Here is a 16,300-nt window from a genome sequence, read left to right as displayed (position 1 = left end):
GAGAAAGGAGATGATCCCATGGCATTACAGCCGAAGAAGCTGGATAAACAGAACATTGAAAATATGTTAGGTATCACTACGATCCAAGAAGGACTGCTTTTTCATCATTTAATGCAACCGGACGGAACGGCTTATTTTGAACAACTGCTGATCCAAATAGACGGGCCGGTTGAGCGAGATCTCTTTGCACATTCATGGATGCATGTCACCAAACAGCATGAAATGCTTAGAACATTGTTTAGATGGCAGGAACTCGCAAGGCCAGTACAAATTGTGCTGAAGCAGCATCAGCCTGACATTCGATACCGTGATTTGACCCAAGCTGAGGAGCCTCTTCATTTGCTGAAAGAGGAAATAATAGCAAAGGATCGAGAGGAACGATTTGATCTACAGGAAGTTCCATTTCGCTTGACATTATGTGAAGTAAATGAAGAAGTCAACTGGGTTCTCATTAGCTTTCATCACATTTTATTGGACGGGTGGAGTCTTGGGATTGTATTAAGTGATTGGATGAGTGCATATGAGCGCTTATCAAATGAAGACAAACCTCTTCTTGAAAAAAGACCGTCCTATCAATCATTTGTTAAATGGCAGCAGCAAAATCTTCAACAGACAGAAGCGCAAGCTGTCTACTGGAAAAATGTTCTCAATGGCTGGAGTTATGCAGAACTGCTTCCAAAGTCAGGCGGCGCATATGAAGATTCAGGTGCTTTTCATCAATATGAACATCAAGTGGATGCTTCCATTGCGGAGAGGCTGAGCAAATTCACGAATCAACATGATGTGACATTGGCATCTGTCATGTATACGCTGTGGGGAGTTTTGCTATCTAAGTACGCCAACCAAGATGATATTGTCTTTGGAACAACAGTATCAGGAAGAAATGCGGATGTTCCTCAAATTGAAAAGATGACAGGTTTGTTTATTAACACATTACCGCTGCGTGTCTCATTCGAACAGGATCGGCCGATTGTTGAACAGATGCAGGAAGTGAGTCGGGAAATCGCAGTGAGAAATGAATATGAACATACTCCGCTATCCGACTTAAAGAAATATGCAGGAATGACGGCAGAGCAATCATTATTTGATTCAATCGTCGTCATTGAAAACTATCCACTAGATCGAATGCTCACGAAAAGCGATCAGCCTGTGCGTATTCGCAGATTTGAGATGAAAGAACAGACGGAATTCGATCTCACGCTTAGTGTACAGGCGTTTGATGAACAGCTGCATTTTTCATTGGTGTATAACCCCGTCAGCTTTTCTGCTGAACAAATTGAAAAGTGGTGTCAGCATTTTCTTCATCTCCTGTCTGATGCTTGTGCTCACCCACAAAAATCTGCTGCTCAGTTACAGCTGCTATCAGAAGAAGAGATAGAAAAGCAGTTAACAGTTTTTCAGCAATATGGCGGGGCAACGTCTATCAATGAACCAACGGTGATTGACCTATTTGAAGAGCAAGTGGAGCGAACGCCAACGGCAGCCGCAGTTGAGTTTGGCGGTACGACGGTTACATATGAACAACTCAACAAGAGAGTGAATCAGCTCGCACGCTATTTACAAAATAAAGGGGTCAAACAGGAGCAGCGTGTCGGCATTTTAGCAGAGCATTCCATCGAAATGGTGATAGCATGCTTAGCTATTTTAAAAGCTGGCGGGGCTTACGTGCCAATTGATCCTGAATACCCGCAGGAACGAATAGAGTATCTACTAGAAGACAGCGGAGTAGAATGGCTCCTAACTCATCCGATTAAAGGACTCACCTATGCCTATAACGGAGAAAAAATTGATATCACACAGCCGGATCTATATACCGGATTATCAGATAACTTGGCAGAAGCCATCACCTCAGACCAAACAGCCTACTGCATTTATACATCAGGAACGACAGGAAGACCTAAAGGTGTACTCATTCATCATCTTGGTTTAGCCAACTATATTGATTGGGCGAAACAAGTATATGTTCGAGGAGAAACAAGGCATTTTGCTTTGTACACATCGTTGTCATTTGACCTGACAGTTACTTCAATTTTCACACCGCTCATTTCAGGAAATACCATCATGATTTATCACCATGAAAACCGGCAGCTGCTTGTCGAAGATATCATAAAAGATAATCGCGTACATGTGATGAAACTGACACCATCTCATTTACAGTTTATTAAGCACCTGTCTTTCCCGGAAAGCCAAATGAAATGTTTTATTTTAGGCGGAGAACAGCTGGAAACATCTTTAGCGAAATCCATTCAGCAGTCATTCCCGCAGCCTATAGAAATTGTGAATGAATATGGACCAACTGAAACAGTGGTTGGCTGCATGATTCATCGATATGACCAGGACCTTGATCAAGACGTGTATGTGCCGATCGGAAAACCTGCACAGCATACAGATATTCTTCTTTTTGACAGACATATGAATCTTATGCCGGAAGGAACCATCGGTGAATTATATATTGGGGGGAAAGGTGTTGCAAAAGGGTATTTGAATCGCCCAGAGCTAACCGAAGAGCGGTTTGTCGATCATCCTTTCCAGCCAGGTGAAAAAATTTATAAAACAGGTGATGCAGCCCGCATTCTGCCTAATGGGCTCATTCAGTTTTTAGGCCGAAACGATGATCAAGTGAAGCTGAGAGGCTATCGTATTGAAACAGGTGAGATTGAATTTTGGCTGAATGAACAGCCAGGGGTCAAAGCAGCAGCTGTTGCTGTAAAGCCAGATGTTTCTGGTACACCATGTTTAGCCGCATATGTTGTTACGACAGCTATACTCGATCAAGCTGCAATGAAACAAGCACTAGCCGATCAGCTGCCAGATTATATGATTCCAACTCACTTTGTTCAATTGGATGATATGCCGCTGACTGCCAACGGCAAATTAGATAAACGGGCTTTACCTGCTTTGAAACAGGGGCAACAAATGAAAAAGCAGGCGGGCTCTGACAATCTTTCTGATACTGAGAAAGTTATTCAAGACATCTGGAAAAAAGTCCTCGGCTTAGATGAGGTAAGTGTTCATGACAAATTCTTTGACATTGGCGGGCATTCTCTAAACCTGATTCATGTCAATCAACAGCTCGCTAAGCAATTGAATCAAAGCATTCCAATGGTCGAAATGTTCCGCCGTCCAACGATTAGAGAGCTAGCTGCATATTTAAGCGGTGCAACAGAGCAGAAGGGATCTGGCACACAGCCTGCGAACCAAAAGAAAAGAAAAGCCAACGAGCCGATTGCGATTATTGGAATGGCAGGTAAATTCCCTGGTGCAGAAAATGTTGAGACATTTTGGCGAAATTTGAAGAATGGAGAAGAATCGATTTCATTCTTTTCCGATGAAGAATTGCTAGAGGCTGGAATTGACCGCCAAACCTTTGAGCGTTCCGATTATGTAAGAGCAAAAGGTGTGATTGATGGACCTGATTTATTTGATGCATCCTTCTTCGGCTATTCACCAGGTCAGGCAGAAATGATGGATCCTCAAATACGGCTGCTGCATGAGTACGCCTATAAGGCGCTGGAAGATGCGGGGTATGTGCAGGAAGATTATCAAGGTAAGGTCGGTTTGTTTACTGGGTCCACATCCAACTTTCAATGGATTCAGCGTTTTGCATCTTCGCTTGATAGCAGCATGTCAGAGCTGTTTGAAGTGGGCTCGCTCAATGATACGTATACCGTGAGTACAAGAATTGCCCATAAATTGAATTTGAAAGGACCAGCGCTCACATTGCAAACCGCTTGTTCGACTTCTTTGGTCGCCTTGCATTTGGCCTGTCAATCCATTGCAAATGGTGATTCAGATGTAGCGCTTGCGGGAGGCGTGTCGATTTTACACCCAGTGAAATCAGGCTACATTTATCAGCAGAACATGGTGAAATCAAGCGATGGTCATTGTCGTGCCTTTGACGATCAAGCAGATGGAACTGTTGGCGGAGATGGTGTGGGTCTTGTTGCTTTAAAAGCACTTAGTGAAGCCATAGAAGATGGTGACCATATTTATGCGGTCATTAAGGGCTCTGCCATCAACAATGATGGTGATCAAAAGGTTGGCTTCAATGCTCCAAGTGTTGAAGGTCAGACAAGGGTCATCCAGGATGCCTTACATCAAGCAGATGTTTCACCAGATACGATTGAATATATAGAAACACACGGAACTGGAACGTCACTTGGAGATCCGATTGAAATAGAGGCGCTCATAAAAGCTTTCGACACAGAGAAAAAACAATTTTGCCGCATTGGGTCTGTGAAATCAAATATTGGACATTTGGATGCAGCGGCAGGAGCAGCTGGCTTGATTAAAGCTGTGCTTTCTCTTCAGCATCACACATTTGTACCTAGTCTTCACTTCAAAAAAGCCAATGAAAACATTGCATTTGAGCATAGTCCTTTCTTTGTAAACACTGAGCTGACCGACTGGAAGCAGCCAGTATCACATTTGCGGAGGGCTGGTGTGAGCTCATTTGGAATGGGCGGAACCAATGCGCATGTCATATTAGAAGAAGCGCCGCAAAGAGATCGTCAGCAAATGCCTCGTTCGGCTGAGCTGCTTGTCCTTTCAGCAAAGAGCAAAACGAGTTTGGAACGAATGAAAGACAACCTTGTGAATCAGTTGGAAAACACGCCTTCTCTCAATTTGGCAGACGCAGCTTATACCTTGCAAACAGGCAGGCAGTCCTTTGGATTCCGTCAAGCCTTTGTGGCGGCCAGCAGAGAAGATGCATTGCGTGTATTAACAGAAAAGCAAGGCAAGGGTATTGGGAAGCTCATGCATTCACATGTGGAGAAACAAAAGATTATTTTTATGTTTTCTGGACAAGGCAATCAATACCTCAATATGGGATTAGATTTGTACCGGGAGGAGCCTTACTTTAAGAAGCAAATGGATGCTTGTTTTCAAGCATATGAAGAAGCAACAGGGCAAAGTCTTGCCCGCATTCTTTATCCATTAGCGGCTGAAACAGAAAAGGCACGCGAAAAATTGGCAAGCACTCAATATGCACAGCCAGCCATTTTTGCCATTGAATATGCCCTTTCCATGCTCTTCATTGAATGGGGGATTCGTCCTGATGCAATGATCGGCTATAGCTTTGGCGAATTAACGGCAGCCGCTATATCAGGCCTTTTCAGCTTAAAGGAAGCGATGTCGATGGTCGCCTGCCGGGCGAATGCGATGCAGTCGTCGCCAGCTGGCATCATGATGAGTGTTCCATTACCTGAAGCAGAGTTAAAACCGATGCTTCCAAAAGATATTTCTCTCGCTGTTGTCAATGACTCCTCATGTATCGTGTCAGGTCTTGAAGCAGCGATAAGTGAATTTGAACAAGAGCTGAAGAATAACAGATTGATGTGTATGCGATTAGGTGGAACCATTGCTGCTCACTCACATGTCATGAAGGAAGCAGCGGAGCAATTTGGTGAAAAATTAAAGGATATTAAAGCCAAGCAGCTACGTATTCCATTTATTTCGAATTTGACAGGAGACTGGATGACAAGTGCGAGTGCTCAGGATATGTCCTATTGGAAAAGGCATATGACCGATACGGTTCGTTTTGCTGAAGGCATCACAAATATTTTACAGCAGGACAATATTCAATTAATTGAGATTGGACCAGGTCAAGATTTAAGCGTGATGGTCAACCGGTCACTGAACGGCATGAATCAGCATGTATGTCATGTGCTCAGACATGCAAAACAAGATGTGACGGATACTGAATTTTTACTTGGGCAGATTGGACGTCTTTGGACACACGGAATAACCATCGACTGGAACAGGTTCCATCTAAACCGTCAGCCTCAGAAAATGCCGCTGCCAACGTATGCGTTTGATCAAACCTCCTATTGGTATGATGCATCAGACCGTGTAAAACGCGATAAACCTAAGCAGTCTGCACGAAAGGAGCAAATGGATGAATGGTTCTATACCCCTTATTGGGAGGCGGACCTTTCCCCTTATGTGTCATCAGATGATTCCTCTGTTGGAGCCTTGCTTTTGTTTGCGGATTCATCTGCCTTCGGAGAGAAGGTTGCAGCCGAGCTTCTGACGAAACGGAACGAGTTCGTAGTGGTTCAGAAAGGAAATGAATTTACGAAGCATGATGAAAAAAGCTACACCATTCGGTCACATAAGCCTTCTGATTATGAAAAACTCATATCAAATCTGGCAGATGACCAAATCAACGTGTCAGAAGTTTGTCATCTATGGGGGCTTTCAGAACGACAGCCGTCTCAATCCGAAGAAGAATGGGTGAAACAAACGCAGCAAGATGCTTATTACTCCTTGCTTTATATCGGACAGGCTTTGAAAAAATCTGTTTTGGACCAAAAAGTATCCATTACAGTTCTTTCCTCATTGACGTATGCCGTTGGCGGTGAGACTATCCTTTATCCTGAAAAAGCAATCCATCTTGGACCTGCCATGGTTATTTCACAAGAAACACCGAACTTGCGTTACCGCATTCTTGATGTCGATCGCCCGGTGGCAAATGGGGTGCAGGAAAAGAGGTTGCTGAAACAAATTAGCGATGAGTTAGATCGAACATCTGGACAGCTTCTCACGGTCTATCGACGAAATAAGCGATATGTGAAAAAGTATGCCAAAGCTCTAGTTCCCGAAACAGGACATACTCAGTTGGCTAAAAAAGATGGTGTATACATTTTAATTGGCGGTCTTGGGTTTATTGGATTGAATATTGCACAGTCTTTGACCGAGCAAACGAAGGGAACGTTGATCTTAACGAGCAGGTCTGGACTGCCTGATAGAAGCAAGTGGCAAGAGTGGCTTGCTACGCACGATGAACAGGATCCAACTAAGAAAAAAATACAAAAGGTAATGGCACTTGAAGAGGCTGGTGCAGAAGTTCTCATAAAGAAAGTAGATGTTCGCCACAGGGAAGATATCCAGCAATTGATTAACACGGTGGATGCGGCCTATGGACAGATTGACGGTGTGATCTATGCAGCTGGAGTGACGGGTGATCAATCCTTCAGAGTGATGGAGCAAACAGATGTCACATTCTCAGAACCCCACTTTGAAGCGAAGATGAATGGTGTACTTCATCTTGATGCCGCCTTAGGTGACCGATCACTTGATTTCTGTTTTGTGCTGTCATCTTTGTCACCGATCTTAGGCGGACTCGGTTTCACAGCCTATACAGCTGTGAATCATTTCATCGATGCGTACGTGTATGAACGAAATCTTCGTTCAGAAATGCAGTGGTCTGTCATTAGCTTTGACGGCTGGGAATTTGAGCAAGGAAAGCAGCTCGATCTTCCAATCGGAGATGATGTCACCGAAACGTTAATTACAGAAAAAGAAGGAAAAAGAATCTTTGAACGATTGCTTTCACTGGATCAAGTGGAACAAATGGTTATTTCAACAACGTCTTTACATGATCGGATTCACCGATATGTAGACCGTTTATCCCTTGAGGAAGAGAGTGCCGAAGAGCATGCACAAGATGGAAACTTATATTCTCGGCCAGCGCTGTCAACGAATTATGTTGCACCTGAAACGGAGCTAGAGAAGGAACTAAGTCAGCATTGGCAAGCTTTCTTTAAAATTGATGAAATTGGCATAGATGATCATTTCTTTGAAATGGGTGGAGATTCTCTAAAGGCGATTACTTTCATTGGCATCATTCATCGCGCATTCAGTGTAGAGCTGACGCTGCCACAATTCTTCCAAATACCAACGATCCGATTAATGGCAGAATATATCGACCAAGCAGACACTGCTGCTTATCATGCGATTGAAAAAGCCGAAATGAAGGAGCATTATCCTCTGTCGTCTGCGCAAAAACGGTTGTATCTCATGCAGCAAATGGATGTAAGCAGCACAGGATACAACGAATTTAAAGCAGGACGAATTAAAGGAAGACTCGATATCAGCAGGTTGGAATGGGCATTTCAGCAGCTTATAAAGAGACACGAAAGTTTGCGGACAGCGTTTGTACTAGAGAATGGCGTCCCTTATCAAAAGATTGAAGAAGAGGTACCATTTGCAGTCACATTGTTTGACCTCACAGAGGGATCGACACAAGGATCTGAGGAAGATCAAAAACAAGTGATTGAACAATTTTTGACTGCCTTTACGTTAAGTGAGGCTCCACTGATGAGAGTTGGTGTGATGAAGCTGGCAGAAGAGGAATTCGTGCTCATGCTGGACATGCATCACATTATCTCGGATGGTCTTTCTCAAGATATTTTGGTCAACGACTTTATGCAGTTATACGACGGCAGGACGCTTGAGCCTCTGGCTTTGCAATATAAAGATTTTTCAGAATGGCAAAATGACATACTTGCGTCTGAAGCATTGAAAGAATCGAGTGATTACTGGAAAAACCGGTTAGAAGGTGCCCCGCTGCTTGATCTGCCAACAGATTTCGATCGGCCAGAGGTGAGACAATTCCGCGGCGGACATTATACGTTCCGTATAGAAGAAGCGGAGCTGAACGCGTTTAAGCAGGTGATTTTAAAGGAAGACGCAACATTGTTTATGGGTCTGTTAAGTCTGTATCAGATTTTGCTTCATAAATTAAGCGGACAATCAGATATCACCGTCGGGGTTCCGGTAGCAGGTAGAAAACAAGAGGAGCTGCAGCAAGTCATTGGTATCTTTGTCAATATGCTGCCACTTCGTTTATATCCTAAAGCAGAGCTGACTTATCAGCAATTCCTTCAGGATGTAAAGGCGCATGTGATCGATGATTTCGGTCATCAAGAATATCAATATGAACAAATGGTGCAAGACCTCCAGCTGAGCCGGAGTGTCAGCCGGAATCTATTGTTTGATGCTGTGTTCGCCTTGCAAAATATGAATCAGCCAGAACTGAAAGTTGGCGGTTTAACCTTTAGTGATTATCCATACGAGACAGGAACGTCGCGATTTGATTTACTCTGGATTGCGTATGAACAGGAAGACGGTCTTTCTTCAACGATTGAATATAATACTGAGCTTTTCACAGAGGAAACCATAGAGCGGATTGCAGGTCTGCTGAAAGACATCATGCGGGCTGTTTCAGTAGATGCGGTGAGAATAGAGGAAATTGAACTGACTTCTTCATTCAAGCAATTAGACGACGTATCTCTTTTCGAATTAGATGACTTAAAAATATAAGCAAAGAGGTGAATGGAAGAGTGATTGAATATGATGATTTTCAACTGAAAGCAGCGGCGAAGGAAAGAGTGAGGGAAAGAGCCTACTGGACATCTATTTTATCAGATGTTCAGCTGGATGGCCGCATTCCTCATACGGTTTCACATGCCAAGCCTGCTGCTATGAACCGATCGCTTCATTCGTCCTTCCCGATGGCTGTAAACCATTCGTTAAAGCAATTATGTGGAGATTCTGATTTGCGCTTGTTTATCGTGCTGACCACAGCCGCTTTTGGCTTGCTTCAGCGTTATAGCGGAAAAACTGAGTTGATGGTGACTGTTCCTACAATGGAACAGTCCGCCAATCAATCCACTATTAATCATATGTTGCCGCTTAAGGCAGAGATTGATCCTCATATGAGCTTTAGCGCAGGGTTAGACGCAGTGAAACAATCGTTTCAGGAGGCAGTGCGTCATCAAAACTATCCTGTTCATATTTTAATGGATGAGCTTTGGCATTCAGTAGGAGATGACAAGAAGCGTGTCAATCTGGCATGTGCGTTTGAGACATTGCATGGGCATACGGACCGAGAGCAGCTGCACGCGGATGTGCTCATTGTTTGGAAGAAAGAACAAGATCACCTTCATGCTGAAGTTCACTGGGATGCTTCCATTTATGACGATCGAATGATGGAGCAGTTCTCTAGACATTTCATGACACTGACAGAGCAATTTCTTAAAACGCCTGAACAAGCGATGAGCACACACTCATTTTTATCTGATATCGAGAAAAGTCAGCTGTTTGATTCGTTTCAAGGTGAGTCGCTCGCTTATCCAGTGGATCGTGATATTGTGTCATTATTTCAACAGCAAGTCCAATTGCATTCAGCACGAACGGCCGTTGTGTTTGGCACCACCTCCTATACATATGAAGAGGTTGATGATTTATCGGATCGCATTGCGCTTAGACTGTCTCAAAGTCAGATGACACGTGAGACTCCAGTTGGTCTCAGAATGAATCGGTCTGCTGAACTGGTCATTGCCATTCTTGGCATTTTAAAGGCTGGCTATGCTTACTTACCGATTGATGTCCATCTGCCGATTGAAAGAATTCGGTATATGCTCAAAAACAGCGGCGCTACAGCCATAGTATCGGACGAAGACGGACACGAAGGTTTGGAAGTCGAAGTTCATGTTATTCAAGACATGCTTCAAGAATCCCCAATTAGAGAGAATCTCACTTGGTCTATTTCGCCTTCGGATATGGCGTATGTCTTGTATACATCGGGTACGACTGGGCATCCAAAAGGGGTCGTTATTGAACATCGTCATGTCATTAATTTGGTATACGGAATGAAAACACGCTTTTTTGATCTACTCCCTGATGATTTGCAAGTAGGGATGCTCGCTTCTCATATTTTTGATGCATCTGTTCAAACCTTGTTCCCGGCATTGCTGCTAGGGCATACGCTGCATATTGCCAAAGATGAAGTCCGTATGGATGGGCATGCGTTATGGTCATTTTATCGAGACAACCACATTCAACTGTCAGATGTGACCCCCTCTCATTTAAAGCTGATGAACAAGGCAGCAGCGCAATCGAAACAAGACTTGCCTGCTTTGAACATGCTGCTTGTGGGCGGAGAAGTGTTCACAAAAGAGCTGATGGATCAATTTTTACAGCATGTATCAGGTGAAAAACTCATGATGATTAATGCATATGGGCCTACTGAATGTACGGTTCAGTCGTCATCCTTTTTGATTCCTCATGACTGGGATGAGCAAGTCATCCCTATTGGGCAGCCGATGCCAAATGAGCATATTTTCATATGTGACAAGCAAGGTGAGCCGGTGCCGATTGGTGTTTTTGGCGAATTGTATATAGCAGGTGCTGGTGTAGGCCGTGGGTACATCAATCATCCTGATCTCAACAAGGAGAAGTTTATCAAAAAAACAGAGCTGAGCAGCGGGATGTTATACGGTACGGGAGACCTTGCAAGATGGCGGTTTGATGGTTTATTAGAATTTGCTAAAAGAAACGACGGCCAAGTGAAAATCAGAGGATATCGAATTGAGCTTGAGGAAATCCGCAGAGCCCTTCTTGATGATCCAAACATACAAGGACTGGTCCAAGATGTCATTGTCATTCCTAAGGAAACGAAGGATCAGGACCAATATATTTGCGCATATATCATGGCAAAACAAGTGATAGATCAGCGCGCACTTCGACAATCTTTAAGTGAAAGATTACCAGGTTATATGGTACCGAGGCATGTCATTCAAGTAGAGCAATTTCCTCTGAATCTATCAGGGAAATTGGATATTCAAGCACTGCCGAATCCAGAAGATCAGTTAGAAGGCAAATCAGAGCCGGTAATCATTCAAGTTCACAATGAAACAGAGCAGAAGCTTGTTCGTATTTTCGCGTCTATATTACAAGTCCCTGCTTCGCAGATTCGTATAGATGAACCGTTTTTTGATTTAGGCGGGAACTCTTTTAATATCGTTGAGCTGTCCAATAGAGTGAAAGAGGAATTTCAGGAGGAGCTGACTGTGATGGAGCTGTTCCAATATACAACGGTTTCACAAATAGCTGCTCAATTAAAACACAAAGCATCAGGGCAAGAGCAACAAACAGAGGATGATGGAGAAAATGAAGCGGATGACTTAGAAAGTGCCGCACAACTGTTAGGCGGGATGATAGATGAGTAAGTTCACAGGATTAGAGGTTGCAGTGGTTGGGATGGCATGCCGTTTTCCGGGAGCGAAAAATATTCATCACTTCTGGGACAACCTTGCAAATGGGAGAGAGTCCATTACGTTCTTTTCTAAAGAAGAGCTGCTTGAGGCAGGAGTTGAACAAGAAGCATTAGATCATGATCAATATGTACGTGCCAAAGGAGCAGTCGATCAGCATGATCACTTTGATGCAGATTTCTTTGGTTATTCACAGCGTGAAGCAGAAGTAATGGACCCGCAAATCCGCATGTTTCATGAGGTCGCCTGGGAATCCCTAGAAGATGCAGGTTATAACCCTGAAACGTATCAGGAGCCGATCGGTTTATTTGGAGCTGCTTCTGCTAATTTATACTGGCAAGCTGCTTCCATGCTGATGAGATCCAATCACTCATCTGAACAATTTGCGGCTGTTCAATTAACGGATAAAGATTTCATGAACACAAAGGTATCCTACAAATTGAATTTGAAGGGACCGAGCGTAGCTATTGATACAGCTTGTTCTTCCTCTTTGACTGCAATTCATATGGCGGCGCGTGCCCTGATTACTGGAGAATGTAAAATGGCACTCGCAGGCGGCGTCACCATTACGACCCCTCACAAAAAAGGATACATGTATCAAGAGGGCATGATCATGTCGCCGGATGGGCACTGCCGGGCTTTTGATGAACAGGCGGAAGGAACCGTTGGCGGTGAGGGCTGTGGAGTTGTTGTGCTCAAATCCTTAAAGCAGGCACTAAAAGATAAGGACCATATCTATGGCGTGATTAAAGGGTCAGCCTATAACAATGACGGCGGGCGGAAGGTTGGCTACACAGCGCCAAGCATAGAAGGACAAAGCGAAGTGATTAAAAAGGCGCTCAACATCAGTCGTGTAGAAGCTGAGAGTATTTCTTATATTGAAGCACATGGCACAGGGACGACTCTTGGAGATCCGGTTGAAATTGAGTCGCTGAAGCAAGCCTTTCAAACAGATAAAAAACAGTTTTGTGCGATTGGGTCTGTGAAAACCAATATTGGTCATCTTGACTCAGCCGCTGGGATTGCAGGTTTTATCAAAACAACACTTAGTCTGTACCATCAGATGCTACCGCCAAGCCTTCATTATAAAAAACCTAATCCGAAAATTGATTTTGAATCAAGCCCATTTTATGTGAATACAACACCTGTACCATGGAAGAAATCAGAGACCCCACTGCGTGCCGGTGTCAGCTCATTTGGAGTTGGTGGAACGAATGTACACTTGATCATGGAAGAGGCACCCGCTGCCGATAAGCCGTCAGCAGACAGAGATCATGAACTAATGGTGATTTCGGCAAGATCGAAGCAAGCGGTAGAAAAGTCTGCTGAACAAATCACATCTTATTTAACAGAACAAACGAGCGTCTCGCTATCCGATGCAGCATTTACGCTGCAAGAGGGACGAAAACATTTTCCTTATCGCCAAGCTTTTCTTGCAGGTCCTGACCGCACATTCCAGTCAGCCGGCCAGCCGCAAAAGGCCTTTCAACAGCCTGCTGTCGTTTGGATGTTCTCTGGACAAGGCGCTCAGTATGTGAATATGGGCAAGGATTTATATGAGAAAGACCCTGTATTTAAACAAACGCTTCAGAAATGTTTTGCCATCATTTTATCCTTATCAGGTGTTGAGATCGAGAACGTGTTATATCCAACAACCGAAGAAGAGTTTATAGAAGCTGAACAACTCATGCAGCAAACGTCATATACACAAATCATCTTGTTTAGTTTTGAGTATGCCCTTGCGTCGAAGCTGATGGGACTAGGCATACGTCCGCATTATTTCATTGGTCATAGTATTGGAGAAATCACGGCTGCCTGTGTGGCTGGTATGATCCATCTTGAAGATGCAATCCGTATCGTTTTAAAAAGAGGCAGTTTGATGCAAAAAATGCCTCCAGGTGAAATGGCCGGTGTGTCACTCCCTGCCGAAGAGATTAAACATGATCTTCCAGAAGGTGTCGAGCTTTCTGCTGTGAATAGCTCACAATTATCCGTTGTTTCCGGTCCGTCAGATCGGTTACAGGGATATATTGAACAAGCTGAAAAAAGAGGAGCTTCTGTCCAAATATTGAAAACCTCTCACGCCTTTCATACGAGTATGATGGCTGAAGCGTCCGAACAGTTGAAGAACGTTCTCTCAGAGATCACCTATCAGCAGGGAGAGGTACCGATCCTTTCGAATGTGACAGGGAGCTGGTTAACGAATGAACAAGCCGCATCACCTGATTACTGGGCATCTCATATCAGGCAGCCTGTTTTATTTAGTCAAGGATTAGAGACATTACTTGGACTTGGAGAGATGGTTTTCATTGAAGTGGGGCCAGGTCATACGTTAACTCAATTCGTGAGACGCCATGATCACTATGATGTGAACAAAGCAGCAGCTGTTTCATTGGTGAGACATCCAAAAGAACAAGCAGCTGATGATGAATATATGGAAAAGGCCATAGGGAAACTGTGGAGTTACGGAGTGGAGCTAAACTGGAGCGCTGTCAGAAAAGTAAAGGCCCCATATCGAGTTTCACTGCCAACGTATCCATTTGAGCATCAAATATTCCCTTCACCGCAGTTTAAAGCAGATCAGCTGATGACTGCTTTAACGCCAGAAAAGATGGAGAAACGATCAGCTGATTTTCAAGACTGGTTTTACATTCCGGTATGGGAGCGCTCTTCACCTGTACTAAAGGAGCAACATCATCAAGGAAAACGCATCTTGGTATTTGAAAAAAATGGTCATATTGGCGCCTATTTGAAAGAACGGCATGCAGAAGTGATCAGCGTATGTCAAAGTGATCATACGATGAAAGAAAATGACCATTTGCTGAAGGCTGACGTTTATATGCTGTCACACTTAGAGTGGGTTATGGCTGAATTGCAGCAATCTGGATTTATACCTGAAGAGATCATCTGGATGCATGATGAACTGACGAAAGATACCGATGATCAGCCAAACTACTTATCTGTGCTCGATCTCGTCAGACTAATCAGTCAGTATCATAACACAAGCATACGTCTTCACCTCGTGACAAGCCAAGCACATGATGTGATCGGCATGGAGAAGGTCAATCCACTTCAAGCAACATTTACAGGGCTAGCTTTGACCATTCCTCAAGAATATCAGCATATTGAGTGTCAGCATATTGATGTATGTGAGGATACAAAGGCGAATTGGCCGCTATTCCTTTCATACGAGATTGCAATGCACGATCAAGAAGCAGTCGTTGCGTATCGCGTGAACAGCAGATGGATTCGAAAAGCTTCGAGAACACCTTTAAGAAAAGAGGGATCGTCCAAGCAGCCTTTCAGGTCTAATGGCGTTTACCTCATTACTGGCGGTATGGGCGGTATTGGCTTCACACTAGCTCAACATTTAGCAGAAACGTATCAAGCAAAACTTGTGATCATGAGCCGTTCGCAAATACGTGAACGCGCTGCCTGGCATGAGCTGCGTGATGCGAATGGGAAAGAAGCTGAGATCGTGAAAAAGCTGATGACTCTTGAAGAGTTAGGAGCTGATGTACAAGCTGTACAAGGTGATGTGTCAGATAAAGATGCTGTACAGAAAGCGGTTCAGCTGGCTCATACGGCATTTGGTCATTTGCATGGTGTCATTCACGCGGCAGGAGAGGCAGATGGGAAAATCATTCAAGCAAGAACAGCAGACGATGAAATTCGCATGTGTCAGGCGAAAATCAATGGAACCTATGTGCTGAATGAAGCCCTCAAGGATGAAACGCTCGACTTCTTTTTACTTTGTTCCTCTCTTGTTTCCTTTCTTGGAGCGGCTGGACAAGTGGCTTATGCAGCTTCAAATGCTTTTCTGGACAGCTTTGCTCATGCCAAAAGGCAGAAAGGGCAGCCGGTTATCTCCTTAAATTGGGATCGGTGGGAGAAAGTCGGCATGGCACACGACTCGGCATTAGCGGCCAAAGTCAATGACATGATGGCGCTCGAGGAACAGGATGGAATTTCACCAGAACAAGGAATAAGGGCCATCCAGGAAGTGCTGTGTCTAGATTATCCGCAAATTCTTGTATCCGTTCAAGATATGGGCGAGAGAATGAAACAACGCTTAATCTCTCTGCAGCAAGAAGAAGAGCCGTCTCAAGAGATATCTCAGATCATAGATGATCGTCTAGAAGCATCCTTAAGTGATGTACTCAGCTCCTTTTTTCCTCATGAGCCGGATGTGAATGAAAATTTCTTTGAAATGGGTGCGACATCCCTTGATTTACTGCAGATGAGCGGTCAAATCAAATCAATTTATGGCATAGAGGTTCCGGTGGTCATGATGTACAGCCATCCGACCATCGCGGCATTGGCAGCAGAACTAAAGAAGATTCATGGAGTAAAGCAAGAAAAGCAAGCTGTTACTGAATCAACTAATCTTCGAAAACAGGCGATGGCAGAAGGAAAAAATCGACGTAAACAGAGATTAAAACGAAAATAGATGGGAG

At 44.0% G+C, this 16,300-nt stretch carries 3 protein-coding genes; all 3 read left to right on the top strand.

Going from position 1 to position 16,300, the window contains the following annotated elements:
- The first annotated feature begins 18 nt into the window (after positions 1-18).
- From JJ692_RS17715 to JJ692_RS17705, 3 genes are read left to right on the top strand one after another with little or no spacing between them, the layout of a single operon-like run.
- Positions 19-9,108 carry a non-ribosomal peptide synthetase/type I polyketide synthase gene (locus tag JJ692_RS17715; protein ID WP_206534023.1) on the top strand — a complete coding sequence of 3,030 codons (9,090 nt, stop codon included), beginning with the start codon at positions 19-21 and terminating at the stop codon, positions 9,106-9,108.
- A gap of 20 nt (positions 9,109-9,128) precedes the next feature.
- Positions 9,129-11,798, top strand: coding sequence for a non-ribosomal peptide synthetase (locus JJ692_RS17710; RefSeq protein ID WP_206534022.1), 2,670 nt, complete (start codon positions 9,129-9,131; stop codon positions 11,796-11,798).
- Positions 11,791-16,293 carry a type I polyketide synthase gene (locus JJ692_RS17705; protein ID WP_206534021.1) on the top strand — a complete coding sequence of 1,501 codons (4,503 nt, stop codon included), beginning with the start codon at positions 11,791-11,793 and terminating at the stop codon, positions 16,291-16,293. The genes JJ692_RS17710 and JJ692_RS17705 overlap by 8 nt, the downstream gene beginning before the upstream one ends.
- Positions 16,294-16,300: the final 7 nt, after the last annotated feature.

Origin of the sequence: Bacillus sp. 3a, from assembly GCF_017161885.1 — a bacterium.
Classification (GTDB): Bacteria; Bacillota; Bacilli; order Bacillales; family Bacillaceae; genus Bacillus; species Bacillus safensis.
The sequence above is the reverse complement of the archived record's forward strand: the minus strand, read 5'-3'. Positions and strand labels throughout refer to the sequence as shown.

What these genes read in the sequence shown, in the direction of transcription:
- JJ692_RS17705 (WP_206534021.1), top strand. Translation starts at nt 11,791, where the DNA reads ATGAGTAAGTTCACAGGATTAGAGGTTGCAGTGGTTGGGATGGCATGC.
- JJ692_RS17715 (WP_206534023.1), top strand. Translation starts at nt 19, where the DNA reads ATGGCATTACAGCCGAAGAAGCTGGATAAACAGAACATTGAAAATATG.